The following is a 24,757-nucleotide window of genomic DNA, read 5'->3' on the forward strand; positions in this document are numbered from 1 at the left end:
CCCGGCAGAACTTAGCTGCCGGGTTATTGATAATTTACCCGCCTAAATACGCACTTCTCACCGCTTCGTTCGCCAGTAGCGCATCGCCGGTATCGGAGAGCACCACATGACCGTTTTCCAGCACGTAGCCCCGATCAGCAAGCTTCAGCGCCTGGTTGGCGTTCTGCTCGACAAGGAAGATAGTCATCCCCTGCTCGCGCAGCTGCTCGATGGTGTCGAAAATTTGCTGGATGATAATCGGCGCAAGACCGAGCGATGGCTCATCAAGCAACAACAAACGCGGGTTGCTCATCAGTGCGCGACCAATCGCCAGCATCTGCTGTTCACCGCCAGACATGGTGCCCGCCCGCTGAACACGGCGCTCATGCAGACGCGGAAAAAGTTCATACACCCACTTTATGCGCTCCTGAAACTGGTCACGTTCGGCAAAGAAGCCGCCCATCGCCAGGTTCTCTTCCACCGTCATCCGCGAGAAGACGCGACGCCCTTCCGGGACAATCGCCACCGCTTCGCGCATGATTTTCGCCGTCTGCCAGTCGGTAATGTCTTTATCATCAAACACAATTCGCCCGCTGGTGGCGCGTGGATCGCCGCATAACGTGCCGAGCAAGGTGGTTTTCCCCGCCCCGTTCGCGCCAATCAGCGTGACAATCTCGCCCTGATTGATATGCAGGCTCACCTCATGCAGCGCCTGGATTTTGCCGTAGTGGGCGCTGACTTTGTCAAAGGACAACATGACTTTTTCCATCTTATGCCTCACCTAAATAGGCACGGATCACGTCCGGGTTATTACGGATCTGCTCCGGCGTACCGTTTGCCAGCGGCGTCCCCTGATTGACCACGTAAATTCGGTCCGAAATTCCCATCACCAGCTTCATATCGTGTTCAATCAACAAGATAGTGGTGTTGTGATGGTTACGCAGTTCGGCAATCAGCTCATCCAGCTCTTTCGTCTCTTTCGGGTTAAGACCTGCTGCCGGTTCGTCGAGCATTAAAATCTCCGGCTGCGTCACCATACAGCGGGCGATCTCCAGACGGCGCTGGTCACCGTAGGCCAGGTTACTCGCCTGACGGTTGGCGTGTTCCAGCAAACCAATGCGCTCAAGCCAGGTCGCGGCGCGATCGAGCGCTTCGCTCTGGGCGCGACGGAAAGAAGGCGTTTTCAATAGGCCAGAGAACAGCCCGGTTTTCAGTTGCTGATGCTGCGCCACCAGCAGGTTTTCAATCACCGTCATTTCGCGGAACAGACGCACATGCTGGAAGGTACGCACCACGCCCATGCGGGCAATTTGCTGACCTGGCAAACCTTCCAGATGCTGATCGCGCAGTAAAATGGTGCCGCCAGTGGGTTTGTAGAATCCGGTCAGGCAGTTGAAGACCGTGGTTTTTCCGGCACCGTTAGGGCCGATTAACGAAACGATCTCCTGCGGGTACAGTTCAAGATTGACGTTGTTCACCGCCAGCAGGCCGCCGAAGCGCATCATCAGGCCGTTAACAGATAATAATGGCTGACTCATGCCTGCTCTCCTTTCGCTGCGCCGTTTTTCAGCTTCAGTTGCGGGCGCGTCATGGGCAGCAAGCCCTGCGGACGCCAGATCATCATCAGCACCATCAAACCACCGAGCATTAACATGCTGTATTCGTTGAAATCACGCATCAACTCGCGCGACACCACCAGCAGAACTGCCGCCAGAATCACTGCAAATTGCGAGCCCATACCGCCGAGCACCACTATCGCCAGCACAAACGCCGATTCGGCAAAGGTGAAGGATTCCGGGCTGACAAAGCCCTGACGCGCCGCGAACAGCGTTCCGGCAAAACCGGCAAACGCGGCGCTGATGGTAAAGGCGGTCAGCTTGATACGACGCGGGCTTAAGCCCAGCGAACGGCAGGCGATTTCATCTTCTCGCAACGCTTCCCACGCGCGGCCCAGCGGCATCCGGAGTAAGCGGTTAATGACGAATAAAGAAAACACCACCAAAAGCAACGCTACCAGGTAGAGGAAAATGACGCGATCGGAGGGATCGTATTTCAGGCCAAAGAAATTACTGAAGGTGTCCCAGCCACCTTCACGGGCGGTACGGCTAAACTCAAGGCCGAAGAAGGTCGGTTTCGGGATCTGACTGATGCCGTTCGGGCCGCCGGTAATTTCGGTGTTATTGAGCAGCAATATGCGCACAATTTCGCCGAAACCGAGGGTAACGATCGCCAGATAGTCACCGCGCAGACGCAGCACCGGAAAACCGAGCAGGAAGCCCGCCGCCGCTGCCATTAATCCAGCAATCGGCAGGCAGGTCCAGAAGCCCAGGCCGTAATAGTGATTGAGCAGCGCAAAGGTGTAAGCGCCGATGGCGTAAAAGCCGCCGTACCCCAGCACCAGCAGACCAGAAAGACCAACAACCACGTTCAGCCCGAGACCGAGGATAATGTAGATCATGGTCAGGGTGGCGATATCCACCGTCCCACGCGACACCATAAACGGCCACGCCACCGCAAGCACCAGCAGCGCCACGAGGAACAGTTTTTGTTTCACCGTGGAGCCATCAATCGCGGGCAGAATAAACTTCGGTCCGGAAACGCTTTTTAGCCCTTTCTGGAAAGCAGGTCGCAAAAGCTGGAAGAAAAAGACCACCGCCGTGCCGATAAACACCCACTCCCAACGAACATCCGAAGCCGTGTCGACCACCAGTTTGGTGCCGTCCAGCTCCAGCTGCACGCCCATAAAGACGCCAGCGAGGATAAAGAACATCGCGGCAGAAAGCAGCGCCATTGCAATATGCATCGGTTTCATACTTTCTCTACCTCCGGGCGACCCAGAATACCGGTCGGCATCACCAGCAGCACCAGAATCAGCAGGGCAAATGAGACCACATCTTTATATTCCGTACTCAGATAGGCAGAAGAGAGCGCCTCCGCAATCCCCAAAATCAGCCCGCCAATCATCGCCCCCGGAATACTGCCAATCCCACCGAGCACCGCAGCAGTAAAGGCTTTCATCCCGGCCATAAAGCCGATGTAGGGGTTAATTACGCCGTAGAACTGACCGAGCAGCACACCCGCCACCGCCGCCATTGCCGCGCCAATCACAAAGGTCAGCGCAATCACCCGGTCGGTGTTAATGCCAAGCAGGCTCGCCATTTTCAGATCTTCCGCGCAGGCACGACAGGCGCGCCCCATGCGGGAATAGCGAATGAAAATCGTCAGCGCCAGCATGGCGAGGAAGGTGACAATCCAGATCACCGCCTGCATGGTGGTAATAGAGGCAGAGAAGTTTTCGCTATGGCCCACCACCCACTGACCGTTAAACAGGCTGGGCAGCGCCACGTCGCGCGAACCTTCGGTCAGGCTGACGTAGTTTTGCAGGAAGATGGACATACCGATTGCCGAGATGAGCGCAATCAGGCGCTTAGAGTTACGCACCGGGCGATAAGCCACCCGTTCGATACTCCAGCCGTAGGCGCTGGCAATGACAATTGCGCCGACGAATCCCGCCGCCACCAGTAGCCAGCCGGTATCAATGCCCATCATCATCAGCGCGGCGATGATCATAAATGAGACGTAGCTGCCGATCATGTAAACCTCGCCGTGGGCGAAGTTGATCATGCCGATAATGCCGTAAACCATGGTGTAGCCGATGGCTATCAGCGCGTAGGTACTGCCCAGCGTGACGCCGTTAAACATCTGCTGCAAGAAATATAAAAACTGCTCAGACATAAGGTAACCTTTCTAAACCCGCCCGCATTTTACGGGCGGTGGGATGATCACTTGGCTACCGTGGATGAACCGTCGGCGTGCCACTGGAAGACACCAAAATCAAATCCCTTAAGATCGCCTTTTTCATCCCAGTTCAGCGGCCCAATCACGGTGTTTGCACCGTTAGCTTTTAAATCTTTCACCAGCGCCAGCGGCTCATCGCTGCCGATACGCTCAAGGGCAGTTGCCAGAGATTGCACCGCCGCGTAGGTGATCCAGACATATGGCCCGGATGGATCTTTCTTGTCTGCTTTCAGCGCATCAACGATGCCCTGGTTTGCCGGATCCTGGTCATAGCGTTTTGGCATGGTGACCAACATGCCTTCAGCGGCATCACCGGCAATATTCGACAGCGACGCATTACCCACACCTTCCGGCCCCATAAACTGAGTTTTCAGGCCGACGGAACGGGCCTGGCGCAGCATCTGCCCCATTTCCGGGTAGTAACCGCCGTAGTAAACGAAGTCGATGTTTTCTTTTTTCAGGCGGGCAATCAGCGCAGAGAAATCTTTCTCGCCAGCGGTAATGCCGTCGAAGAAAACGACGTTGGCATTAGCCGCTTTCAGACTGTCCTGCACCGAACGTGCCAGCCCTTCGCCATACTGTTGTTTGTCGTGAATGATGGCGATGCGCTGGGGCTTCACCGTCTCAAGAATGTATTTTGCCGCCGTTGGCCCCTGGGAAGAGTCCAGCCCGGCAGTACGCATGATGTGTTGATAACCGCGTTGGGTCAGCTCCGGATTGGTCGCTCCCGGCGAGATCATCAGAATACCTTCGTCTTCATAGATATCTGACGCAGGTTGGGTAGAAGAAGAACACAGATGACCAATAACGTATTTAATGCCGTCGTTAACGATTTTGTTGGCGACCGCAACGGCCTGTTTCGGGTCGCAGGCGTCGTCATATTCCACGCCAACCAGCTTATCGCCCTTAATTCCCCCTTTGGCATTGATGTCTTTGATTGCCTGACGCGCGCCGTTAAATTCCATATCGCCCCACTGGGCAACCGGGCCAGACATCGCGCCGACAACGGCAACTTTAATATCGTCGGCTAAAGCGGTGTGTGATATTGCCAGTGCAATCATCCCTGCGATGATAGTTTTCGCATTCCGTTTCATTATTCAAAATCCCCACTCGTAATGTTGTGTTGCTTTGTTTTTATGTGTTAACAAATCAGACTGTTCTTTTTTATACTGCGCTGTTTTTGCCTGTCTGATTAAGGGTTTAGCGAAGTATTTTGTGATAATAGCGATTAAAATCCCTATTTTTCAGTCGATTAAGAACAGATAATATTCTGAATTTATTGATAGATAAACAGAAAAAAGCGCCGTTGTCAGCATAAAATAACGGTACAAAGGGCGGAATAATTCACTACCATTCAGGGGATTATGCTGAACATTTTTCATTCTCTAATGTTTTAACTTTGTAATTATTGCTGAAAAAAAATTAATCACCTGCCAAAAGAAATAAAAAAGAGAAAGCCTCCGATTAAATTATTTCGCTACACTGGTTCCACTTTTGTGATTTACACGGGTTACCCATGAAGCTGACCATCATTCGATTAGAAAACTTTAGCGACCAGGACCGGATTGACCTGCAAAAGATCTGGCCGGAGTATTCCCCTTCCTCGTTACAGGTTGACTATAACCACCGTATCTACGCCGCGCGTTTTAACGAGCGCCTGCTCGCTGCCGTACGGGTAACCTTAAGCGGCACCGAGGGAGCACTGGATTCCCTGCGCGTGCGGGAAGTCACCCGACGTCGCGGTGTGGGGCAATACCTGCTGGAAGAGGTTTTGCGTAACAATCCTGGCGTTTCATGCTGGTGGATGGCGGATGCAGGCGTGGAAGATCGCGGCGTGATGACGGCGTTTATGCAGGCACTGGGATTTACGGCACAGCAGGGCGGTTGGGAGAAGCGTTAATCGTCAAGTTTGATTTCAAAAGTGATGACCAACGAGAAATTGCCTGATGCGCTACGCTTATCAGGCCTACAATGTGTGTTGCAATTTACTGATTTCTTTGGATCTTGTAGGCCGGATAAGGCGTTTACGCCGCATCCGGCATGAAGCAACGTACTCGATATTAGCAATTTGGCGGCAACCCAAAGTTGCCGATTAATAATTACTTCGCATCGGTCGCCGTGCCGTTGGCGTGCCAGTCAAATACGCCGAACTCAAAGCCTTTCAGATCGCCTTTCTCATCCCACGTCAGCGGCCCCATCACGGTATCCACCGAGTTCGCTTTCAGGTATTTCGCGATCTCAGCCGGATCGTCAGACTGATTCAGACCCGCCTGCAAAGATTGCAGCGCGGCGTAGGTGGTCCAGACGAACGCGCCGCTTGGGTCCTGTTTTTTCGCTTTGATGGCATCAACAATCGGTTTGTTCGCCGGAACCTGATCGTAGTTCTTCGGCTTGGTCACCAGCAGCCCTTCCGCTGACTCGCCCGCGATATTAGACAGCGAGACGTTAGCCACACCTTCCGGCCCCATAAACTGAGTTTTCAGCCCTGCCGCGCGTGCCTGACGCAGGATTTGTCCCATTTCCGGGTGGTAACCGCCGTAGTAAACGAAGTCGATATTCTCTTTCTTCAGACGCGCCACCAGCGTTGAGAAATCTTTTTCCCCGGCGGTGATGCCATCAAAGAACACCACGTTAGCATTGCCTTTCTTCAGGCCGTCCTGCACCGCACGCGCCAGACCTTCGCCGTACTGTTGTTTGTCGTGGACGATAGCAATACGCTGCGGTTTCACTTTCTCAAGAATATATTTTGCCGCCGTCGGCCCCTGGTCGGAGTCCAGGCCGGTGGTGCGCATGATCAACTGATAGCCACGCGCGGTCAGCTCTGGTGCGGTTGCCGCTGGGGTGATCATTAAAATGCCTTCGTCTTCGTAGATATCAGACGCTGGCTGTGTTGATGAAGAACAGAGGTGACCAATGACATATTTAATGCCGTCGTTAACCACTTTGTTCGCCACGGCGACCGCCTGTTTCGGGTCACAGGCATCATCATATTTTACGATTTGCAGTTTGTTACCTTTAACGCCGCCTTTGGCGTTGATATCCGCTACCGCCTGCTCTGCGCCAGTAAACTCCTGGTCACCGTACTGGGCCACCGGACCAGACATCGCGCCCACGACCGCAACTTTAATATCTTCTGCCAGAGCCATATTGCTGAATGCCAGCGCGATACATCCTGCCAGTAACGCTTTACCCTTTATATTCATCCTGAGAATCCCCATTCTTCTGGTTATTACGTGTGTTGTGATGTTGTTATTCAGCACTTTATTTCGTTTTATGCATGGCTACCCGTGCTTTAGCAGCATACTCTGCTAAAACATACCCGATTTTTATGATATTGGAATAGCTATTTTGACAGTTTATTAACAATCTGCGTGGGGATTGGCGTTTTGCCGGAGGGGGAAATTGATTATTGCAGAGGCCCAAAAAAACAAAAACCCCGGACTCTCATCCAGGGTTCTCTGCTTAATAGCGGAAATTACGCTTCAATAGCAGCGCGCAATTTTTTCATCGCGTTCTTTTCCAGCTGGCGCACACGCTCAGCGGAAACACCGTAACGGTCAGCCAATTCCTGCAACGTGGACTTGTTGTCTTCGTCCAGCCAGCGCGCGCGGATGATGTCCTGGCTGCGTTCGTCCAGACCTTGCATCGCATCGGTCAGGCGGTTTGCCGCCTGCTCTTCCCAGTTATCATCTTCAATGCCGTCGGCAAAGTTAGATGATTTATCCTGCAGATAGAGCACCGGAGCCATCGGCTGGCTGTCAGAATCGTCGTCGGAAGACATGTCAAAAGTCATGTCCTGTGCCGCCATACGCGATTCCATCTCACGCACGTCTTTGCTGGTTACGCCCAGTTCGCGAGCCACCATTTCGACTTCATCCTGATTAAACCAGCCCAGACGTTGCTTGGTTTTACGCAGGTTAAAGAACAGCTTGCGCTGCGCTTTGGTGGTCGCAACTTTGACGATACGCCAGTTACGCAAAACGTATTCGTGGATCTCTGCTTTGATCCAGTGGACGGCGAAGGAGACCAGGCGCACACCCACTTCCGGGTTGAAACGGCGCACTGCTTTCATCAGGCCGATGTTACCTTCCTGAATCAAATCCGCCTGTGGCAGGCCATAGCCCGCATAATTACGAGCAATATGAACAACAAACCGCAGGTGAGACAGGATCAGCGTTTTAGCTGCTTCCAGATCGCCATGGTAATGCAGCTTTTCAGCCAGCGCCCGCTCCTCGTCAGCCGACAACATCGGCCACGCGTTAGCTGCCCGGATGTAGGAATCCAGGTTGCCAACTGGGGCTAAAGCTAAACTTTGCATTTTGTCAGTCATTCAAATCCTCTCAATCGATATCTTCTGGCGCCTCAGTGGTAGCAACAACTGTGCCAGAGCTTAAGAGCAATGAGGTTATCATTCACTGTTTTATCAGACCGTGATTTTATCCACAAGTTCAATGCAACGCTGTGAATAAATTACGCACAAAATGTGACATAGAGATGAAATACCGGGAAGAGACAACGGGGTCTCTTTCCCTGCTACGGAACCCATTGCAGGGAAAGAGTATAACACGCTTTTATTATTCAGGCGTAAAATGGCGTAAATGTTGTACCGTGGCAAGCCAGGCTGCCACCCAGCCAATCATCGAACACACCAGCAGCAAAAGCAGACATTCATCGAACGATAAGCCATTGATATCAAACTTAGTTCCGAAAACCTGCGCCACTTCCGCCACCGCTGACGACAAACGCAGTACCAGAATTTCTGACAAAATTAATGACAACAATGCGCCAGAAAATCCCAGCAGTGCACCGCCGTACAGGAACGGGCGAAGGATGAAACCATCCGTCGCACCAATCAGTTTCTGCACGTTGATGGAGTCACGGCGAGCAAAGATGCTCAGACGTACGCTGTTGCCGATGACGAGGAACACGGCCGCCACCATCAATACGCCGATCATCGCCGAAACGCGCCCGACCAGCCCGGTCAACGCCGCCAGACGGGCAAACCAGCTGTCATCCATCCGCACTTCGTCAATGCCGTTAATCTGAGTGATTCGATCGCGCAGCGTATTCAGTGACTCCGTCCCCTGAAAATCGAGTTTCGGGATCACCACCGCTACTGCCGGAAGCGGGTTTTCTTCCAGCATATCCAGCGCACCACCAAAGCCAGACCAGTTACGGAACTCGCCCAGTGCATCTTCACGAGAAAGATAGTTCACTTTCTCCACGCCCTGCTCGGCCTGTAGCTGCGCGACCACGCCCGCAGCGGCGTCATCATCCAGCGTTTTTTGCAAGTAAACGGTAATTTGCGGTGACGGATAATACTGCGTCGCCGCCTGGTTAACGTTTTTGTACACCATATAACAGACGCTTGGCAGCGTCAGGGAGATGGCGATGACCATCACGGTTAGAAACGTGGCGAACGGTTTGCTTTTCAGATCCTGCAAAGCGCCGTGGAACGCATAGCGCACCTGTTCGTTGAAAACGTTGGTTTTGCGATTTGCCGGTTTTGGCGAGGACTTCGCGCGTTTCGGCGCGTTACGCCCACCGTCGCCAGAGCCACCAGCCGATTTACGGAAGCGATCAAGACGCCCGCCAAACTGCCGGATATGATTGATTGCATCGCGCTTATTCATGGCCCACGCCTCCATGCAAGTGACCATCGCTCAGGGTGAGCATGCGATAGGAACGTCGTGAAATCAGGTTGATGTCGTGTGTTGCCATCAATACTGTTACCCCAACGCGATTAAACTCTTCAAACAGACGTAAAATCCCTTCTGACAGCGCATCATCCAGGTTACCGGTCGGTTCGTCAGCCAGCAGTACCGCAGGTTTGTTCACCACCGCGCGGGCAATGCCAACGCGCTGCTGTTCACCGCCAGAAAGCTGTATTGGAAAGTTTTTCGCTTTGTCCAGTAGCCCGACTTTGTCCAGCGCCGCCGATACACGGCGACGAATATCGTCACCGCTGGCACCAGCGATAATCAACGGGATCGCCACGTTATCATAGACAGTACGGTCCATCAGTAGATGGTGATCCTGGAAAATCATGCCGATCTGGCGGCGCAGAAACGGAACTTCACGGTTTTTCAGACGCGTGATGTCATGGCCGCTAAACCAGATTTTCCCGGCGCTTGGCCGCTCAATCCCACAGATCAGCTTCAGGAGGGTACTTTTCCCTGCACCGGAATGACCGGTCAGAAACGCCATCTCACCCGGCTGCATATGAAACGTAACGCCCTGCAGCGCCTGTCTCCCACCGAGATAAGCCTTGCTGACATGTTCAAAGCGAATCATTGTTAATCCTCTCGGGCAAAAAGTGCCTCTATAAAGTCGTCCGCTTTAAACGGACGCAAATCCTCAATACGTTCGCCGACACCAATATAGCGGATAGGAATACCAAACTGGTCAGCCACCGAGAAAATTACCCCGCCTTTCGCCGTGCCGTCCAGTTTCGTTAACGTGATGCCGGTTAAGCCAACCGCTTCGTGGAACAGTTTGGCCTGGCTTACCGCATTCTGCCCGGTGCTGGCGTCGATAGTCAGCATAACTTCATGCGGGGCTTCAACGTCGAGTTTCTTCATCACGCGGACGATTTTCTTCAGCTCTTCCATCAGGTGCGATTTGTTCTGCAGGCGTCCGGCGGTATCGGCAATCAGAACGTCAACATTACGCGCCTTCGCAGCCTGAATGGCGTCGAAGATAACAGAGGCGGAATCTGCACCAGTATGCTGGGCAATTACCGGGATATTGTTGCGCTGCCCCCAGACCTGCAACTGCTCAACCGCTGCCGCACGGAAAGTATCGCCCGCCGCCAGCATCACAGATTTACCTTGCTGTTCAAACTGACGCGCCAGCTTACCAATCGTCGTGGTTTTCCCCACGCCATTGACGCCGACCATCAGGATCACAAACGGCGCTTTGCCTTCGACGTTCAGTGGTTCATCGACTTTCGCCAGAATCTCGCCCATCTCTTCTTTCAGCAGGCCATAGAGCGCCTCGGCGTCACGAAGCTGCTTGCGGGATGCACCTTCTGTCAGATTGGTGATGATTTTACGCGTGGTTTCCACACCCACATCGGCGATCAAAAGCTGCTCTTCCAGCTCCTCAAACAGATCATCGTCGATTTTTTTACCGCGGAACAGGCTGATAAATCCGGAACCGAGATTTTCTTTGGTTTTTAACAGGCTGCGTTTCAGGCGCGCGAAGAAACCTTCTTTGGTCGGTTTTTCTTGCTCCTGGGCAATTTCTTCAACCGGCTGCTCTTCTTCTGCCGGAGGAACCACCATCACCGCCTCTTCTGCCGCTTCGGCAGCCAGCGCCTGTGCTTCCAGCTCTTCGTCGGTGATTTCTTCTTTAGCCGCTTCTTCTTGTGCCGCTTCGACAATCTCTACGGTTTCCGCTTCGGCCTGCCACTCTTCTGGCGAAACCTCTTCGGCGTTGACGTCTTCCGGCAATGGCAGCTCTTCACGTTCAATAGCCACTGGCTCCGGCGTAACTTCAGGTTCAACTACCGGTGCTGGCGATTCTTCCACTACGGGTTCTGGCTGCGCACTGACTTCCGCTTCGATAACAGCTTCAGGCTGCACTTTCTCGCTTTCGACAACCTGTTCAGTCACTTCCACCACTTCGGCAGCAAAAGTTTCCGCCTCGGCTTCAGTATGGGCCTGCGGCAACGCCTCAACAGGTTGTTCAGCAACCTTCGCAGGCTCTTCTGCCTGGACAGTTTCTTCTACAACCGATTGATCATTTTGGACTTCTGTCTCTTTTTCCGGGGTCTGCTCTTTTTGACCAAAGCCCAGCCAGGAAAAAAAGCCACGTTTTTTTTCTTTCGCCATCTGCGACTACACTCCTCGCTGTTGCTTCATGGCACAGCGTTAACGCTATGTACATAGCAGCTAAAAAAATGATGAAATAGTCTATCACTTAACTGAATACACATCACCGCCTGCAATTATGTGTTATCTGGCGGATTGAGCAATTTATCATGAAAAAACCGAATCATTCCGGTAGCGGCCAAATCCGCATTATTGGCGGGCAGTGGCGAGGCCGTAAACTCCCGGTCCCGGACAGCCCAGGCCTGCGCCCCACCACCGATCGCGTGCGCGAAACGTTATTTAACTGGCTGGCTCCGGTTATCGTCGATGCGCAATGTCTGGATTGCTTCGCCGGTAGCGGCGCGCTGGGGCTGGAAGCCTTGTCTCGCTACGCTGCGGGCGCCACGCTGATTGAGATGGATCGTGCGGTGCATCAGCAATTAATCAAGAATCTGGCAACCCTGAAAGCAGATAATGCGCGGGTGGTTAACAGCAATGCAATGTCATTCCTGGCGCAAAAAGGCACACCGCATAATATCGTGTTTGTCGATCCGCCATTCCGCCGAGGCTTGTTGGAAGAAACCATAAATTTACTGGAAGACAACGGCTGGCTGGCTGACGAAGCCTGGATATATGTCGAGAGTGAAGTCGAAAACGGTCTGCCTACTGTTCCGGCAAACTGGTCGTTATATCGGGAAAAAGTGGCGGGGCAAGTTGCTTATCGGTTGTATCAGCGTGAAACACAAGGAGAAAGTGATGCTGATTAATATTGGACGTTTGTTAATGCTTTGCGTATGGGGATTTTTAATCCTCAATCTTGTTCAGCCATTTCCGCGACCGCTGAATATTTTCGTTAACGTGGCGCTGATTTTTACCGTGCTGATGCATGGTATGCAGCTGGCGCTATTGAAATCCACTTTGCCGAAGGATGGTCCGCAGCTAAGCAGTGCCGAAAAGGTGCGTATTTTCCTTTTCGGCGTGTTTGAACTGCTGGCCTGGCAGAAGAAATTTAAAGTTAAAAAATAACCTTATTGTTCGCCAACAAAACTGACAAAACGCGTGCCTTTATAGCTCAGCGTACCTTTATCGCCCACTGTCAGGGCGTGGTACTGCTGGGCGTCGAGGCGGAACGTCTGCTCCAGTCCACCGCTTTGCGGTTTGAAGCTTGCCTCATAGCGCATACTGGTGCCAGCCGGAGTCACTTCCTGCTGGCGCGAACGGCGATCGTTAATTGGTTTTTCCCGCTTGTTACTCACCACCACCAGCTTTTGCTGGAGCGGTGCCATATCATTATCAACTTTTTCCCGCCGCTGCTGCATAAAGCGAAACGATGCAGCGACAACAATTAAGCCAATGATAACAATAAAGAAAAGAGGTGGTTTACTCATCTTTGTACCTTATCGGAAAATGCGGAAATAAGCATACCCTGCCCGTTATGGTGTTGTCATCTGTCCGCCCTCGCCACTAAACTGAATAGCAAGACTGTAGGCATTCCGCTTACTAAATAATAACGAATTCAAGGAACTAAGATGCTTTGGTCGTTTATCGCTGTCTGTCTTTCCGCATGGCTATCTGTGGATGCCTCCTATCGTGGTTCAACCTGGCAACGCTGGGTGTTTAAACCGTTAACTCTTCTTCTCCTGCTATTACTGGCCTGGCAAGCGCCGATGTTCGACGCCATTAGCTATCTGGTGCTGGCGGGACTCTGCGCCTCACTGCTGGGCGATGCGCTAACCCTGTTGCCACGTCAACGTCTGATGTACGCCATTGGCGCATTTTTCCTCTCTCACCTGCTGTACACTATCTATTTCGCCAGCCAGATGACGCTCTCTTTCTTCTGGCCATTGCCGCTGGTGTTGCTGGTACTGGGCGCGCTGTTGCTGGCCATTATCTGGACACGCCTGGAAGAGTTACGTTGGCCCATTTGTACCTTTGTCGGTATGACGCTGGTGATGGTGTGGCTGGCAGGTGAACTGTGGTTCTTCCGTCCGACCGCTCCGGCGCTCTCTGCGTTTGTCGGCGCTTCGTTACTGTTTATCAGCAACTTTGTCTGGCTGGGTAGCCACTATCGCCGCCGCTTCCGGGCCGATAACGCCATTGCTGCCGCCTGCTACTTTGCCGGTCACTTCCTCATCGTCCGCTCGCTGTATCTCTGATAAAACTTGACTCTGGAGTCGGCTCCAGAGTGTATCCTTCGGTTAATGAGAAAAAACTTAACCGGAGGATGCCATGTCGACTCCTGACAATCTCGGCAAGAAAGCCCCCCAATTTGCTGCGTTCAAACCGCTAACACCGGTAAAGAACGCCAACGACTGTTGCTGCGACGGCGCATGTTCCAGTACGCCCCCCCTTTCTGAAAACGTCTCCGGCAATCGCTATAGCTGGAAAGTCAGCGGTATGGACTGTGCCGCCTGTGCGCGCAAGGTAGAAAATGCCGTGCGCCAGCTTGCAGGCGTGAATCAGGTGCAGGTGTTGTTTGCCACCGAGAAGCTGGTGGTTGATGCCGACAATGACATCCGCGCACAAGTTGAATCTGCGGTGCAAAAAGCAGGCTATTCCCTGCGCGATGAACAGGCCACCGACGAACCACAAGAATCACGCCTGAAAGAGAATCTGCCGCTGATTACGCTTATCGTGATGATGGCAATCAGTTGGGGACTGGAGCAGTTCAATCATCCGTTTGGTCAACTGGCGTTTATCGCGACCACGCTGGTTGGGCTGTACCCAATTGCTCGTCAGGCATTACGGCTGATCAAATCCGGCAGTTACTTTGCTATTGAAACGTTAATGAGCGTAGCCGCCATTGGTGCGCTGTTTATTGGCGCAACGGCTGAAGCTGCGATGGTGTTGCTGCTGTTTTTGATTGGCGAACGACTGGAAGGCTGGGCCGCCAGCCGCGCACGTCAAGGGGTCAGCGCGTTAATGGCGCTGAAACCAGAAACCGCCACGCGCCTGCGTAACGGTGAGCGGGAAGAGGTGGCGATCAATAGCCTGCGGCCTGGCGATGTGATTGAAGTTGCGGCAGGTGGGCGTTTGCCTGCCGACGGTAAACTGCTCTCACCGTTTGCCAGTTTTGATGAAAGCGCCCTGACCGGCGAATCTATTCCGGTGGAGCGCACAACGGGCGATAAAGTCCCTGCTGGTGCCACCAGCGTAGACCGTCTGGTAACGCTGGAAGTGCTGTCAGAACCGGGTGCCAGCGCCATTGACCGGATTCTGAAACTGATCGAAGAAGCCGAAGAGCGCCGCGCGCCCATTGAGCGGTTTATCGACCGTTTCAGCCGTATCTATACGCCCGCGATTATGGCCGTCGCTCTGCTGGTAACGCTGGTGCCGCCGCTGCTGTTTGCCGCCAGCTGGCAGGAGTGGATTTATAAAGGGCTGACTCTGCTGCTGATTGGTTGCCCGTGTGCGTTAGTTATCTCCACGCCCGCGGCGATTACCTCCGGGCTGGCGGCGGCGGCACGTCGTGGGGCGTTAATTAAAGGCGGTGCGGCGCTGGAGCAGTTGGGTCGTGTTACCCAGGTGGCGTTTGATAAAACCGGTACGCTGACCGTCGGTAAACCGCACGTTACCGCGATTCATCCGGCAACGGGTGTTAGTGAATCTGAACTGCTGACACTGGCGGCGGCGGTCGAGCAAGGCGCAACGCATCCACTTGCACAAGCCATAGTTCGTGAAGCGCAGGTCGCTGCACTCGCCATTCCCGCCGCCGAGTCACAGCGGGCGCTGGTTGGGTCCGGCATTGAAGCGCAGGTTAACGGTGAGCGCGTATTGATTTGCGCTGCCGGAAAACATCCTGCTGATGCATTTGCTGGTGTGATTAATGAACTGGAAAGCGCCGGGCAAACGGTAGTGCTGGTGGTACGTAACGATGACGTACTTGGTGTCATTGCATTGCAGGACACCCTGCGCGCCGATGCCGCAACTGCTATCAATGAACTGAACGCGCTGGGCGTCAAAGGGGTGATCCTTACTGGCGATAATCCACGCGCAGCGGCGGCAATCGCCGGGGAACTGGGGCTGGAATTTAAAGCGGGCCTATTGCCGGAAGATAAAGTCAAAGCGGTGACCGAGCTGAATCAACATGCGCCGCTGGCGATGGTCGGTGACGGTATTAACGACGCGCCAGCGATGAAAGCCGCCGCCATCGGGATTGCAATGGGCAGCGGCACAGACGTGGCGCTGGAAACCGCCGATGCAGCATTAACCCATAACCACCTGCGCGGCCTGGTGCAAATGATTGAACTGGCGCGCGCCACTCACGCCAATATCCGCCAGAACATCACTATTGCGCTGGGGCTGAAAGGGATCTTCCTCGTCACGACGCTGTTAGGGATGACCGGCCTGTGGCTGGCTGTGCTGGCAGATACGGGGGCGACGGTGCTGGTGACAGCGAATGCGTTAAGATTGTTGCGCAGGAAATAAAGGTGTTGCCTGATGGCCTCTGGCTATCAGGCTTAGTGCTGAGGCGGGAACGGCGGCATGGTCAGGAAAGCGTAATATAGCGCTAACATCAGAATGACGGAGATAACACTGAATGCTGCAACCAGGCGGGATGCTAATGATGGCCTTTTGAACATCAACCACAGGGCATAAGCAAGCCCGACACCGTTAAGTAAAGGTAAAAAAATCATTAGCCAGAGCCAACCACAGGCAAGTACCCCCAGCCATCCCCCCATGATGATAAAAACAGGCATCAGCCAATTGGGGGCGAATATCGCCAGCAATCCCAGACAAACTGGAATTAAATAATCCATTTGTGCATTCCATTACACTTGCGTGCCGGACGCGGCGTGAACGCCTTATCTGGCCTACACAGAGCATCGAACTCGTAGGCATGATAAGACGCGACAGCGTCGCATCAGGCATTGTGCACCGTATCGCCAGATGCAGCTTGAACGCTTTATCCGTCCTGCAAACCGGTTGCAAGCCGCAACATTGAGCACGTTCGGTCCCCTCGCCCCTCTGGGGAGAGGGTTAGGGGGTGAGGAAAAGGCGGCATCGAAGCCAATCAGCCCCTATCAACCGCCTTTACGAATCAAATAACGATAAGGCAAGCCATCCGTCTCTTTAGCAACCAGTTCGTGTTCCATAAAGGTACAAAACCCAGGAATATCTCGGGTCGTCGCCGGATCGTCGGCGATAATCAGTAACGTTTCGCCAGGCTGCATATTGCGCACGGTTTTGCGCACCATCATCACCGGCTCCGGGCAGCGCAGGCCAAGCGCGTCGAGTGTGTGGTCAGGGCTGGAAAAGAGATCGGTCATTTTCTTCTCATCACATAAAAAAACGGCGCTAGTTTACGCTCTGTATGTCCGTTAGCAAACCAGGTTAACGATTGCGTGAAAATTAGCCATTGCATTGTCAACGTAAAGCAGTATCATGCGGCGGCTCGAAAAAAGGGTAAGAACGTTATTTAATCAAGGTAAAATAGCGTGTCGTACGTATTGGGTTCCCTCACCCCAATGGTTAATCAAAAAGGTAAAATATGAACGTTTCAACACAACCACTGCGCTACAAGGCGTTGTTCTGGTTATCGTTATTTCATCTGCTGGTGATCACCTCCAGTAACTATCTGGTTCAGCTTCCCGTCTCCATTTTTGGTTTTCATACCACCTGGGGCGCGTTTAGCTTTCCGTTTATTTTTCTTGCTACCGACCTGACTGTGCGTATTTTTGGCGCACCGCTGGCCCGTCGTATCATCTTTGCGGTGATGATCCCGGCGTTATTGATCTCCTATGTCATCTCGTCGCTGTTCTATATGGGTTCCTGGCAGGGATTCGGTGCTCTCGCCCACTTCAACCTGTTTGTCGCTCGTATCGCTACTGCCAGCTTTATGGCCTACGCGCTGGGGCAGATCCTCGACGTGCATGTCTTTAACCGCCTGCGCCAGAATCGCCGCTGGTGGCTGGCACCGACAGCGTCCACACTGTTCGGTAACGTCAGTGACACACTGGCCTTCTTCTTCATTGCTTTCTGGCGGAGTCCGGATGCCTTTATGGCCGAACACTGGATGGAAATCGCGCTGGTTGATTACTGTTTCAAAGTGTTAATCAGCATCGTTTTTTTCCTGCCAATGTATGGCGTATTACTCAATATGCTATTGAAAAGACTGGCAGATAAATCCGAAATCAACGCTTTGCAGGCCAGTTAAAGGTTCGTTATCAGACTTGTGATAAGATGGATGAATGAGCCGTTATGGCCGTTTATCGAAAGGAAGATGTCAATGCGCAATCTGGTTAAATATGTCGGAATTGGCCTGCTGGTTATGGGGCTTGCGGCCTGTGATGATAAAGACACTAACACTACAGCGGAAGGTACAGTCGCGGAAAGTAACGCTACCGCGAATCCCGTCAACCTGCTTGATGGCAAGTTAAGCTTCTCGCTGCCAGCGGATATGACCGACCAGAGCGGTAAGCTGGGAACACAGGCCAATAACATGCACGTCTGGTCCGACGCCACCGGGCAGAAAGCGGTGATTGTTATTATGGGCGATGATCCGAAAGAAGACCTGGCTGTGCTGGCGAAGCGTCTGGAAGATCAGCAACGTAGCCGCGATCCACAGCTGCAAGTGGTGACCAACAAAGCCATTGAGCTGAAAGGTCACAAAATGCAGCAGTTAGACAGCGTTATCTCTGCTAAAGGCCAGACGGCGTACTCTTCCGTCATTCTGGGTAACGTGGGCAACCAACTGCTGACCATGCAAATCACACTGCCTGCTGACGATCAGCAAAAAGCGCAGACCACCGCAGAAAACATCATTAACACGCTGGTTATTCAGTAAGTTTTAAGATGACGAAACGGCCTCAGGTGCTTCCACCGGAGGCCGTTTTTTTAATCGCCACGTCAGCAATAACGCGATTGCGACCAGCCCCGCCGCCACCAGATAAATCACCGGTACGCCCGCCCAACTCATCACCAGCCCTGCCAGTGGTCCGGTCACGCCAAGCGATAAATCCATAAATACGGTGTAGGTTGCCAGCGCCGCCCCCTGATTCTGCTGCGGCACCGCTTTGACCGCCACTACGCCCAATGCCGGGAACACCAGCGAAAAGCCCGCTCCCGCCAGTAAGACGCCGATTTTCGCCATCCACGGCATAGTCGCCACGCCAACCAGCAGCAGGCCGATTATCTCAACGCTAAAGCAGAGCATCGCCACGTTTAAGCCACCCATGCGGTTTATGCCGTTAGGGAATAACAATCGCGTTCCAACAAACGCACAGCTAAACAACGTCAGCGCGAAGGCCGCACCATCCCAGCCTTTAGCGTCATAAAACAGCGTGATAAAGGTGGCGATAACGCCAAACCCGGCGGAAGCCAACGCCAGCGCCATACCGTACAGCCAGACGCGCCCAAGCACCGCGCGAAACGGCAGAGGTTTGCCTTTACTGGCTTTCACCGTCGGACGCGGTATTGCCAACAAAATAGCCACCAGCGCCACGCCCATAATGATTAATGCTAACGCCTGCAAACCGCCCCAGTGATAAAACACCACACCTAACGGCGCGCCCATCGCCATCGCTCCGTAAGTGACAATGCCATTCCACGAAATCACTCGTCCGATATGCAGCGAACCGACCACGCCAACGCCCCACAGTGTCGACCCCGTTCCGGCAAAACTTTGCCCAATCCCAAGAATCACGCGCCCCAGGCAAAGTAATAACAGACTGATAATTGGCAGACTGGCGGTTAACCCAGCCACCAGATAACCCAGCCCGCTCAAAAAGCAGCCGCACAAACCAAAGACGACAATCTTTTTTGGCCCCAGCAAATCAGCATAACGCCCGGCATGAGGACGACTCAGCAACGTGGCGAAATATTGCAGACTGATAACCAACCCCGCCCAGAAGGCGCTAAAGCCCATCACATCATGGACATAGCCCGGTAGCACGGCGAGCGGTAACCCAATGGTCAGATAGCTGGCGAAGTTAAACATGACAATGGAGACAATGCGCAAATTCAGGCGCATTCCGTTAAGCGCCGGTTCGGCAACAGGTACGGGCATGAGGAGCACCACATTTTTACAACAGTGTTTCATTTTTACCACGTGGTGGCGTGTAAATCAGCAAGAAGAATCAGAATATTGCTGGCGTGACTCCCGCTACACTTAATACAAAAAGTCATAAGGAAGCCCCAATGGAAACATCTCAACCCGATAAAACGGGCATGCACATTCTACTCAAGCTGGCTTCACTGGTAGTAATCCTCGCGGGTATTCACGCAGCGGCAGACATCATTGTGCAATTGTTACTGGCGCTGTTTTTCGCCATCGTCCTCAATCCCCTGGTGACCTGGTTTATTCGTCGCAGAGTTCAGCGTCCCGTTGCCATTACGATTGTGGTCGTAGTGATGTTGATTGCGCTTACTGCGCTGGTCGGTGTGCTGGCGGCATCGTTTAACGAGTTCATCTCTATGCTGCCGAAGTTTAATAAGGAGCTGACGCGCAAGCTTTTTAAATTGCAGGAGATGCTGCCTTTTCTTAATTTGCATATGTCGCCGGAACGAATGTTGCAGCGGATGGATTCAGAAAAAGTGGTTACCTTCACCACCGCTTTAATGACCGGGCTTTCCGGGGCAATGGCGAGCGTACTTCTGCTGGTGATGACCGTTGTTTTTATGCTGTTTGAAGTACGCCACGTCCCTTACAAAATGCGTTTTGCGTTGAATAACCCACAGATTCACATCGCCGGATTACACCGCGCATTAAAAGGCGTTTCGCATTATCTGGCATTAAAAACGCTGCTAAGTTTATGGACGGGCGTTATCGTCTGGCTGGGGCTGGCGCTGATGGGCGTGCAGTTTGCGCTGATGTGGGCGGTACTGGCGTTTTTACTCAACTACGTCCCCAATATCGGCGCGGTAATTTCCGCCGTACCGCCAATGATTCAGGTGCTGCTGTTTAATGGTGTTTACGAATGTATTCTGGTCGGCGCATTGTTTTTAGTTGTCCATATGGTCATCGGCAATATTTTAGAACCACGGATGATGGGCCATCGCCTGGGGATGTCCACCATGGTGGTATTTCTTTCGTTGTTGGTTTGGGGATGGCTGCTCGGTCCGGTAGGGATGCTACTTTCGGTGCCATTAACCAGCGTCTGTAAAATCTGGATGGAAACCACGAAAGGCGGTAGCAAACTGGCGATTTTACTGGGGCCAGGCAGACCGAAAAGTCGGTTACCGGGGTAATAGCGCACCCTGATCAGACAATGGCCACCGTTTATCTAACGGTGGCCATTTGATTCGAGAAAATGATGCAATATTATTCAGAAAATTAATTTCTAAAAACCACTCCTTAAGTCAAATATATATAAACACCGAATAATCATTAAATTCCCATCCCAGAGAACGCACTGATTATATTGTGTTATTTTTATTGCCTCATTTTTCTCACTCACTTATAGTTGGTCCCCGCTGGCAGTAATTTAGTCATCTCAAAATGATTTGTTCTGATGTGCACTTACTGACTTATCTCATAAGTAAATTTTTCGCTAAATAAAGAATATAGTGATACCAGCAATTACAGTTAAATCCTGCTTTACTCGTAAAAACAATACTTTAATGGGGTTATAATGAAACACTACATGAAATGGTTTGCTGCTATTGCTGTTGTGGGCGCTTTAGCGGGTTGTGCGCGTACTGCGCCAATTGATCAAGTTCACTCAACCGTCAGCGCCGGTCATACTCAGGATCAAGTTAAAAAAGCGATTCTGAAAGCTGGCATTGAACGCAAATGGATTATGTCCGAAGCCGGACAAGGCGTAATTAAAGCACGTCAACAATCACGCGATCATTCAGCAGAAATTCGCATTAACTACACGGCATCCAGCTACGATATCAATTATGAAAATAGTCAGAACCTGCAAGCATCAGGCGGACAAATTCATAAAAACTATAATCGCTGGGTCCGCAATCTCGACAAAGATATTCAACTGAATTTGTCGGCTGGCGCAGATTTGTAATTTCCCCTAAAGTCGGGCCGCTTCGGTCCGATAATAATTTAATTCCCTCTTAACAGGTTGTGCCCAACATGTACGAACAGGATTCTCTTAGCGCACTGGATGCGATTACCGAAGCTCAACGCATTGCCTTTGCCCCCATGCTTTTTCAAACAGCTCTCTGCCTGCGTAATGCGGGTGTACTTTCTTATCTGGATCGGCAAGGCAAACATGGCGCAACGCTGGCTGATATCACCGAAAATAGTCATATCAACGAATATGCTGCCAGCGTTCTGTTAGATATGGGCTTAAGCGGGCGAATTATTACCTGCAAAGAGGGAATTTATTACCTGGCGAAAATCGGTCATTACCTCCTGCATGACACCATGACGCGCGTGAATATGGATTTCACCCAGGATGTCTGTTATCAGGGGCTATTCTTCCTCGCCGATTCACTCAATGAAGGCAAACCTTCCGGGTTAAAAGTATTTGGCGACTGGCCGACGATATATCCGGCACTTTCACAATTACCTGACGCCGCCCGTGAAAGCTGGTTCGCGTTTGATCATTACTATTCAGATGGCGCATTTAACGCCGCACTGCCTTATGTATTCGCCAACAACCCCACAACCTTGTACGATGTAGGCGGCAATACCGGTAAGTGGGCTTTGCGCTGCTGTAAATACAACGAAAACATCACCGTTACGTTATTAGATCTGCCACAACAAATCGTGCTCGCCAAAGAAAATATCGCGAATGCAGGCTTTTCTGATCGTATAGATTTCCATGCTGTGGATATGCTAAGCGATGCGCCGTTACCGGGCGAGGCTGATATCTGGTGGATGAGTCAATTTTTAGACTGTTTTTCACCCGAACAAATAATTAGCATACTCAGCAAAGTTGCCAGCGTAATGAAGCCAGGCGCAAAACTTTGCATTATGGAGTTGTTCTGGGATGCGCAGCGGTTTGAAGCGGCATCGTTTAGCTTGAATGCCTCCTCACTTTATTTCACCTGCATGGCAAACGGTAACAGCCGTTTCTATAGCGCAGAGAAATTTTACGACTATCTGAATAAAGCAGGATTTCAGGTAGCAGAGCGCCACGATAATTTAGGCGTTGGGCATACACTTTTGATATGCCAAAAGAAATAATCGTCACTTAATAATTTTGGTTTACCGCGGGCGCGCGTTGATGAAATTTACATTAAATATTACCGACTGGCAGGCACTGGCGCCTGGACTTAGCGAAGCGCAGCAATGGCAAGCATGGTCGCGCCAGCCGTGGGCGGTTGACCCTGCCGCGCCGTTGGCAAAATTAAGTGAACTGCCAATGATGACCGCCCGCCGTCTCAGTTCTGGCAGCAAACTGGCCGTGGAGTGCGGTCTGGCAATGCTACGCCGCCATCAGCCAGACGCCGTTTTGTATACCAGTCGTCATGGCGAACTGGAACGCAATTACCGCATTGTTCATGCACTGGCAACCGAACAGGCGCTCTCTCCGACGGACTTCGCGCTCTCCGTACACAACTCTTCCGTGGGCAACCTGACCATTGCGGCCAAACAACCGATCGTTTCGTCATCGCTTTCGGCTGGTCGCGACAGTTTCCAGCAAGGTTTATGTGAAGTGCTTAGCCTGTTACAAGCGGGATACCAACGCGTGTTGATGGTCGATTTTGATGGCTTTCTGCCTGAGTTCTATCACCCACAACTGCCAGCAGAAATGCCGACCTGGCCGTACGCCGTCGCGCTGGTGATTGAAGCTGGCGATGACTGGCAATGTGAAACACAGCCAGTCATTGCGGGCAATGAAACATTGCTGCCGCAAAGCATGTTGTTTTTACAGCACTTTTTACAAAACGTTGATAAATTTTCACTGCCTGGCGAGCGCGTGCAATGGCGCTGGAGCCGCAGATGAGTAAGCTGATGTCGCGCCTGGAGTGGACATGGCGACTGGTTATGACCGGGTTGTGTTTTGCCCTGTTTGGCCTCGGCGGACTACTGCTCTCTGTGGTGTGGTTTAACGTATTGTTAGTTTTGGTGTGGGATACTTCCCGCCGCCGTCGTGTGGCGCGCCGCAGCATTGCCGCCAGTTTTCGTCTGTTTTTAACAGTCGCAAAAGGGCTTGGCGTGCTGGATTATCGGATTGATGGGGCTGAAATCTTACGTCAGGAACGCGGTTGCCTCGTCGTAGCTAATCATCCCACGCTTATTGATTACGTACTGCTGGCGTCAGTCATGCCAGAAACTGACTGCCTGGTGAAAAGCGCGCTGTTAAAAAATCCTTTTCTTGGCGGCGTTGTGCGGGCGGCTGATTATTTAATCAACAGCGAAGCTGAAACCCTGTTACCCCGCTGCCAACAGCGACTGGCACAGGGAGACACTATCCTGATTTTCCCCGAAGGCACACGAACGAAGCCCGGTGAAAAAATGACGTTGCAGCGCGGGGCGGCGAATATTGCCGTGCGCTGCGCCAGCGATATGCGCATCGTGACGATCGGCTGTAGCGAGCATCTGCTGGATAAACAAAGTAAATGGTACGACGTTCCACCTGCCCGGCCGTTTTTTACGGTTGCAGTCCGTGGGCGGGTAGAAATTCAAGAATTTTACGATGCAACTTCACAAGAACCGGCGCTGGCAGCAAGGCAGCTTAACCGGCATCTTTTGCTTCAATTACAACAAGGTTGTTTACCTCTCTCAGGAATAAATAATGCAAGCGCTTTATCTGGAAATTAAAAATCTCATCATCAGCACCCTCAATCTGGACGAGTTGACTCCTGATGATATCGAGACCGATGCGCCGCTGTTCGGCGACGGTTTAGGGCTGGATTCCATCGATGCCCTGGAACTGGGGCTGGCAGTGAAAAATGAGTATGGCGTTGTACTTTCCGCGGAAAGCGAAGAGATGCGTCAGCACTTTTTCTCCGTCGCCACTCTGGCCTCTTTCATTGCTGCGCAACGTGCCTGAGGAAAGCCATCATGACAGAACAACAAACCGTCTATCAGGAAGTCTCAGCCCTGCTGGTTAAGCTGTTTGAAATCGATCCGCAGGACATCAAACCTGAAGCGCGCCTGTACGAAGATCTGGAACTGGACAGCATCGACGCCGTTGACATGATTGTGCACCTGCAAAAGAAAACCGGTAAGAAAATCAAGCCGGAAGAGTTTAAAGCAGTGCGTACAGTCCAGGATGTCGTAGAGGCCGTAGAACGCCTGCTACAAGAAGCCTGAT

General features: G+C 52.3%; 28 protein-coding genes. 14 read left to right on the forward strand and 14 right to left on the reverse strand.

Features of this window, described 5'->3' with window-relative positions; all coding sequences use genetic code 11:
• Window positions 1-34: 34 nt before the first annotated feature.
• The 5 genes from livF to livK are packed head-to-tail and all read right to left on the reverse strand — an operon-like array spanning window position 35 to window position 4,871.
• A complete protein-coding gene (gene livF / locus D9736_RS16370; RefSeq protein WP_000416895.1) occupies window positions 35-748 on the reverse strand; it encodes a high-affinity branched-chain amino acid ABC transporter ATP-binding protein LivF in 714 nt (237 codons plus the stop codon).
• Window position 749: 1 nt separating this feature from the next.
• A complete protein-coding gene (gene livG, locus D9736_RS16375) occupies window positions 750-1,517 on the reverse strand; it encodes a high-affinity branched-chain amino acid ABC transporter ATP-binding protein LivG (protein WP_000082101.1) in 768 nt (255 codons plus the stop codon).
• Window positions 1,514-2,791 carry a branched chain amino acid ABC transporter permease LivM gene (livM, locus tag D9736_RS16380; RefSeq protein ID WP_130258724.1) on the reverse strand — a complete coding sequence of 426 codons (1,278 nt, stop codon included), beginning with the start codon at window positions 2,789-2,791 and terminating at the stop codon, window positions 1,514-1,516. The genes livG and livM overlap by 4 nt, the downstream gene beginning before the upstream one ends.
• A complete protein-coding gene (livH, locus tag D9736_RS16385) occupies window positions 2,788-3,714 on the reverse strand; it encodes a high-affinity branched-chain amino acid ABC transporter permease LivH (protein ID WP_001295111.1) in 927 nt (308 codons plus the stop codon). The genes livM and livH overlap by 4 nt, the downstream gene beginning before the upstream one ends.
• A gap of 47 nt (window positions 3,715-3,761) precedes the next feature.
• On the reverse strand, window positions 3,762-4,871 hold the full coding sequence (gene livK / locus D9736_RS16390) for a high-affinity branched-chain amino acid ABC transporter substrate-binding protein LivK (RefSeq protein WP_130258725.1): 1,110 nt from the start codon (window positions 4,869-4,871) through the stop codon (window positions 3,762-3,764).
• 422 nt (window positions 4,872-5,293) lie between these two features.
• On the opposite strand from livK, the gene panM reads away from it, so the two are divergent.
• Window positions 5,294-5,677: an aspartate 1-decarboxylase autocleavage activator PanM gene (gene panM, locus D9736_RS16395; protein WP_130258726.1), complete on the forward strand. Its 384-nt coding sequence runs from the start codon at window positions 5,294-5,296 to the stop codon at window positions 5,675-5,677.
• 199 nt (window positions 5,678-5,876) lie between these two features.
• On the opposite strand, the gene livJ is transcribed toward panM, so the two are convergent.
• The 5 genes from livJ to ftsY form a co-directional block, all read right to left on the reverse strand.
• Window positions 5,877-6,980: a branched chain amino acid ABC transporter substrate-binding protein LivJ gene (gene livJ, locus D9736_RS16400; protein WP_130258727.1), complete on the reverse strand. Its 1,104-nt coding sequence runs from the start codon at window positions 6,978-6,980 to the stop codon at window positions 5,877-5,879.
• Window positions 6,981-7,252: 272 nt separating this feature from the next.
• A complete protein-coding gene (gene rpoH / locus D9736_RS16405; RefSeq protein WP_000130220.1) occupies window positions 7,253-8,107 on the reverse strand; it encodes an RNA polymerase sigma factor RpoH in 855 nt (284 codons plus the stop codon).
• A gap of 244 nt (window positions 8,108-8,351) precedes the next feature.
• Window positions 8,352-9,410, reverse strand: a complete 1,059-nt coding sequence (gene ftsX / locus D9736_RS16410) for a permease-like cell division protein FtsX (RefSeq protein ID WP_130209080.1) — start codon at window positions 9,408-9,410, stop codon at window positions 8,352-8,354.
• A complete protein-coding gene (gene ftsE, locus D9736_RS16415; protein ID WP_000617723.1) occupies window positions 9,403-10,071 on the reverse strand; it encodes a cell division ATP-binding protein FtsE in 669 nt (222 codons plus the stop codon). The genes ftsX and ftsE overlap by 8 nt, the downstream gene beginning before the upstream one ends.
• Window positions 10,072-10,073: 2 nt before the next feature.
• Window positions 10,074-11,612 carry a signal recognition particle-docking protein FtsY gene (ftsY, locus tag D9736_RS16420; protein ID WP_130217748.1) on the reverse strand — a complete coding sequence of 513 codons (1,539 nt, stop codon included), beginning with the start codon at window positions 11,610-11,612 and terminating at the stop codon, window positions 10,074-10,076.
• Window positions 11,613-11,761: 149 nt separating this feature from the next.
• Between ftsY and rsmD the strand changes: the two genes are divergently transcribed.
• Both rsmD and D9736_RS16430 read left to right on the forward strand, forming a co-directional pair.
• The gene (gene rsmD, locus D9736_RS16425; protein WP_130209084.1) at window positions 11,762-12,358 is read left to right on the forward strand and encodes a 16S rRNA (guanine(966)-N(2))-methyltransferase; all 597 of its coding nucleotides are present in this window, start codon (window positions 11,762-11,764) and stop codon (window positions 12,356-12,358) included.
• Window positions 12,348-12,617, forward strand: coding sequence for a DUF1145 family protein (locus D9736_RS16430; protein ID WP_130217750.1), 270 nt, complete (start codon window positions 12,348-12,350; stop codon window positions 12,615-12,617). Before rsmD ends, D9736_RS16430 begins: the two co-directional genes overlap by 11 nt.
• Window positions 12,618-12,619: 2 nt before the next feature.
• On the opposite strand, the gene D9736_RS16435 is transcribed toward D9736_RS16430, so the two are convergent.
• Complete coding sequence (locus D9736_RS16435) at window positions 12,620-12,979, reverse strand: DUF2500 domain-containing protein (RefSeq protein WP_130258728.1); 360 nt, start codon at window positions 12,977-12,979, stop codon at window positions 12,620-12,622.
• A gap of 141 nt (window positions 12,980-13,120) precedes the next feature.
• On the opposite strand from D9736_RS16435, the gene D9736_RS16440 reads away from it, so the two are divergent.
• Entirely contained in the window at window positions 13,121-13,747 is a 627-nt protein-coding gene (locus D9736_RS16440) for a lysoplasmalogenase (RefSeq protein ID WP_064527705.1), read from the forward strand.
• Window positions 13,748-13,820: 73 nt separating this feature from the next.
• The gene (gene zntA / locus D9736_RS16445) at window positions 13,821-16,019 is read left to right on the forward strand and encodes a Zn(II)/Cd(II)/Pb(II) translocating P-type ATPase ZntA (protein ID WP_130258729.1); all 2,199 of its coding nucleotides are present in this window, start codon (window positions 13,821-13,823) and stop codon (window positions 16,017-16,019) included.
• Window positions 16,020-16,051: 32 nt separating this feature from the next.
• On the opposite strand, the gene D9736_RS16450 is transcribed toward zntA, so the two are convergent.
• Together D9736_RS16450 and tusA are read right to left on the reverse strand one after the other, a co-directional pair.
• Window positions 16,052-16,351 carry a hypothetical protein gene (locus D9736_RS16450; RefSeq protein ID WP_130258730.1) on the reverse strand — a complete coding sequence of 100 codons (300 nt, stop codon included), beginning with the start codon at window positions 16,349-16,351 and terminating at the stop codon, window positions 16,052-16,054.
• A 264-nt stretch (window positions 16,352-16,615) separates the two neighbouring features.
• The gene (gene tusA, locus D9736_RS16455; protein WP_000130621.1) at window positions 16,616-16,861 is read right to left on the reverse strand and encodes a sulfurtransferase TusA; all 246 of its coding nucleotides are present in this window, start codon (window positions 16,859-16,861) and stop codon (window positions 16,616-16,618) included.
• A gap of 221 nt (window positions 16,862-17,082) precedes the next feature.
• Between tusA and D9736_RS16460 the strand changes: the two genes are divergently transcribed.
• A complete protein-coding gene (locus D9736_RS16460; RefSeq protein ID WP_130258731.1) occupies window positions 17,083-17,748 on the forward strand; it encodes a 7-cyano-7-deazaguanine/7-aminomethyl-7-deazaguanine transporter in 666 nt (221 codons plus the stop codon).
• A gap of 72 nt (window positions 17,749-17,820) precedes the next feature.
• Window positions 17,821-18,378, forward strand: a complete 558-nt coding sequence (gene dcrB, locus D9736_RS16465; RefSeq protein WP_130221346.1) for a phage sensitivity protein DcrB — start codon at window positions 17,821-17,823, stop codon at window positions 18,376-18,378.
• Window positions 18,379-18,381: 3 nt separating this feature from the next.
• Here the strand turns inward: dcrB and D9736_RS16470 are convergent, their stop codons facing one another.
• Complete coding sequence (locus tag D9736_RS16470; protein WP_130258732.1) at window positions 18,382-19,632, reverse strand: MFS transporter; 1,251 nt, start codon at window positions 19,630-19,632, stop codon at window positions 18,382-18,384.
• 98 nt (window positions 19,633-19,730) lie between these two features.
• On the opposite strand from D9736_RS16470, the gene D9736_RS16475 reads away from it, so the two are divergent.
• The 7 genes from D9736_RS16475 (at window position 19,731) to D9736_RS16505 (ending at window position 24,756) form a co-directional block, all read left to right on the forward strand.
• On the forward strand, window positions 19,731-20,780 hold the full coding sequence (locus tag D9736_RS16475) for an AI-2E family transporter (RefSeq protein WP_130217762.1): 1,050 nt from the start codon (window positions 19,731-19,733) through the stop codon (window positions 20,778-20,780).
• 395 nt (window positions 20,781-21,175) lie between these two features.
• Window positions 21,176-21,553: a hypothetical protein gene (locus D9736_RS16480; protein ID WP_130258765.1), complete on the forward strand. Its 378-nt coding sequence runs from the start codon at window positions 21,176-21,178 to the stop codon at window positions 21,551-21,553.
• Window positions 21,554-21,621: 68 nt separating this feature from the next.
• Window positions 21,622-22,680 carry a methyltransferase gene (locus D9736_RS16485; protein ID WP_130235625.1) on the forward strand — a complete coding sequence of 353 codons (1,059 nt, stop codon included), beginning with the start codon at window positions 21,622-21,624 and terminating at the stop codon, window positions 22,678-22,680.
• Window positions 22,681-22,720: 40 nt separating this feature from the next.
• The gene (locus tag D9736_RS16490) at window positions 22,721-23,443 is read left to right on the forward strand and encodes a beta-ketoacyl synthase chain length factor (protein ID WP_130258733.1); all 723 of its coding nucleotides are present in this window, start codon (window positions 22,721-22,723) and stop codon (window positions 23,441-23,443) included.
• Window positions 23,440-24,261 (forward strand): lysophospholipid acyltransferase family protein, encoded by an 822-nt coding sequence (locus tag D9736_RS16495; RefSeq protein ID WP_130258734.1) that lies wholly within the window; start codon window positions 23,440-23,442, stop codon window positions 24,259-24,261. The genes D9736_RS16490 and D9736_RS16495 overlap by 4 nt, the downstream gene beginning before the upstream one ends.
• Window positions 24,236-24,493 carry a phosphopantetheine-binding protein gene (locus tag D9736_RS16500; protein ID WP_001148686.1) on the forward strand — a complete coding sequence of 86 codons (258 nt, stop codon included), beginning with the start codon at window positions 24,236-24,238 and terminating at the stop codon, window positions 24,491-24,493. Before D9736_RS16495 ends, D9736_RS16500 begins: the two co-directional genes overlap by 26 nt.
• A gap of 11 nt (window positions 24,494-24,504) precedes the next feature.
• Complete coding sequence (locus tag D9736_RS16505) at window positions 24,505-24,756, forward strand: acyl carrier protein (RefSeq protein ID WP_000139646.1); 252 nt, start codon at window positions 24,505-24,507, stop codon at window positions 24,754-24,756.
• Window position 24,757 lies beyond the last annotated feature (1 nt).

Origin of the sequence: Escherichia sp. E10V10 (assembly GCF_004211985.1) — a bacterium.
In the GTDB taxonomy this organism is placed as follows: domain Bacteria; phylum Pseudomonadota; class Gammaproteobacteria; order Enterobacterales; family Enterobacteriaceae; genus Escherichia.

Excerpts from the sequence above, each read along its gene's own strand:
- D9736_RS16495 (WP_130258734.1), top strand. The coding sequence starts at position 23,440 with ATGAGTAAGCTGATGTCGCGCCTGGAGTGGACATGGCGACTGGTTATG.
- D9736_RS16490 (WP_130258733.1), top strand. The coding sequence starts at position 22,721 with ATGAAATTTACATTAAATATTACCGACTGGCAGGCACTGGCGCCTGGA.
- ftsX (WP_130209080.1), bottom strand. The coding sequence starts at position 9,410 with ATGAATAAGCGCGATGCAATCAATCATATCCGGCAGTTTGGCGGGCGT.
- livK (WP_130258725.1), bottom strand. The coding sequence starts at position 4,871 with ATGAAACGGAATGCGAAAACTATCATCGCAGGGATGATTGCACTGGCA.
- rpoH (WP_000130220.1), bottom strand. The coding sequence starts at position 8,107 with ATGACTGACAAAATGCAAAGTTTAGCTTTAGCCCCAGTTGGCAACCTG.
- D9736_RS16435 (WP_130258728.1), bottom strand. The coding sequence starts at position 12,979 with ATGAGTAAACCACCTCTTTTCTTTATTGTTATCATTGGCTTAATTGTT.
- livG (WP_000082101.1), bottom strand. The coding sequence starts at position 1,517 with ATGAGTCAGCCATTATTATCTGTTAACGGCCTGATGATGCGCTTCGGC.
- D9736_RS16480 (WP_130258765.1), top strand. The coding sequence starts at position 21,176 with ATGAAATGGTTTGCTGCTATTGCTGTTGTGGGCGCTTTAGCGGGTTGT.
- D9736_RS16500 (WP_001148686.1), top strand. The coding sequence starts at position 24,236 with ATGCAAGCGCTTTATCTGGAAATTAAAAATCTCATCATCAGCACCCTC.
- livM (WP_130258724.1), bottom strand. The coding sequence starts at position 2,791 with ATGAAACCGATGCATATTGCAATGGCGCTGCTTTCTGCCGCGATGTTC.
- D9736_RS16440 (WP_064527705.1), top strand. The coding sequence starts at position 13,121 with ATGCTTTGGTCGTTTATCGCTGTCTGTCTTTCCGCATGGCTATCTGTG.
- D9736_RS16485 (WP_130235625.1), top strand. The coding sequence starts at position 21,622 with ATGTACGAACAGGATTCTCTTAGCGCACTGGATGCGATTACCGAAGCT.
- D9736_RS16430 (WP_130217750.1), top strand. The coding sequence starts at position 12,348 with ATGCTGATTAATATTGGACGTTTGTTAATGCTTTGCGTATGGGGATTT.
- ftsY (WP_130217748.1), bottom strand. The coding sequence starts at position 11,612 with ATGGCGAAAGAAAAAAAACGTGGCTTTTTTTCCTGGCTGGGCTTTGGT.
- livH (WP_001295111.1), bottom strand. The coding sequence starts at position 3,714 with ATGTCTGAGCAGTTTTTATATTTCTTGCAGCAGATGTTTAACGGCGTC.
- zntA (WP_130258729.1), top strand. The coding sequence starts at position 13,821 with ATGTCGACTCCTGACAATCTCGGCAAGAAAGCCCCCCAATTTGCTGCG.
- livJ (WP_130258727.1), bottom strand. The coding sequence starts at position 6,980 with ATGAATATAAAGGGTAAAGCGTTACTGGCAGGATGTATCGCGCTGGCA.
- dcrB (WP_130221346.1), top strand. The coding sequence starts at position 17,821 with ATGCGCAATCTGGTTAAATATGTCGGAATTGGCCTGCTGGTTATGGGG.
- D9736_RS16475 (WP_130217762.1), top strand. The coding sequence starts at position 19,731 with ATGGAAACATCTCAACCCGATAAAACGGGCATGCACATTCTACTCAAG.
- livF (WP_000416895.1), bottom strand. The coding sequence starts at position 748 with ATGGAAAAAGTCATGTTGTCCTTTGACAAAGTCAGCGCCCACTACGGC.
- D9736_RS16470 (WP_130258732.1), bottom strand. The coding sequence starts at position 19,632 with ATGAAACACTGTTGTAAAAATGTGGTGCTCCTCATGCCCGTACCTGTT.
- rsmD (WP_130209084.1), top strand. The coding sequence starts at position 11,762 with ATGAAAAAACCGAATCATTCCGGTAGCGGCCAAATCCGCATTATTGGC.
- D9736_RS16505 (WP_000139646.1), top strand. The coding sequence starts at position 24,505 with ATGACAGAACAACAAACCGTCTATCAGGAAGTCTCAGCCCTGCTGGTT.
- tusA (WP_000130621.1), bottom strand. The coding sequence starts at position 16,861 with ATGACCGATCTCTTTTCCAGCCCTGACCACACACTCGACGCGCTTGGC.
- ftsE (WP_000617723.1), bottom strand. The coding sequence starts at position 10,071 with ATGATTCGCTTTGAACATGTCAGCAAGGCTTATCTCGGTGGGAGACAG.
- D9736_RS16460 (WP_130258731.1), top strand. The coding sequence starts at position 17,083 with ATGAACGTTTCAACACAACCACTGCGCTACAAGGCGTTGTTCTGGTTA.
- D9736_RS16450 (WP_130258730.1), bottom strand. The coding sequence starts at position 16,351 with ATGGATTATTTAATTCCAGTTTGTCTGGGATTGCTGGCGATATTCGCC.
- panM (WP_130258726.1), top strand. The coding sequence starts at position 5,294 with ATGAAGCTGACCATCATTCGATTAGAAAACTTTAGCGACCAGGACCGG.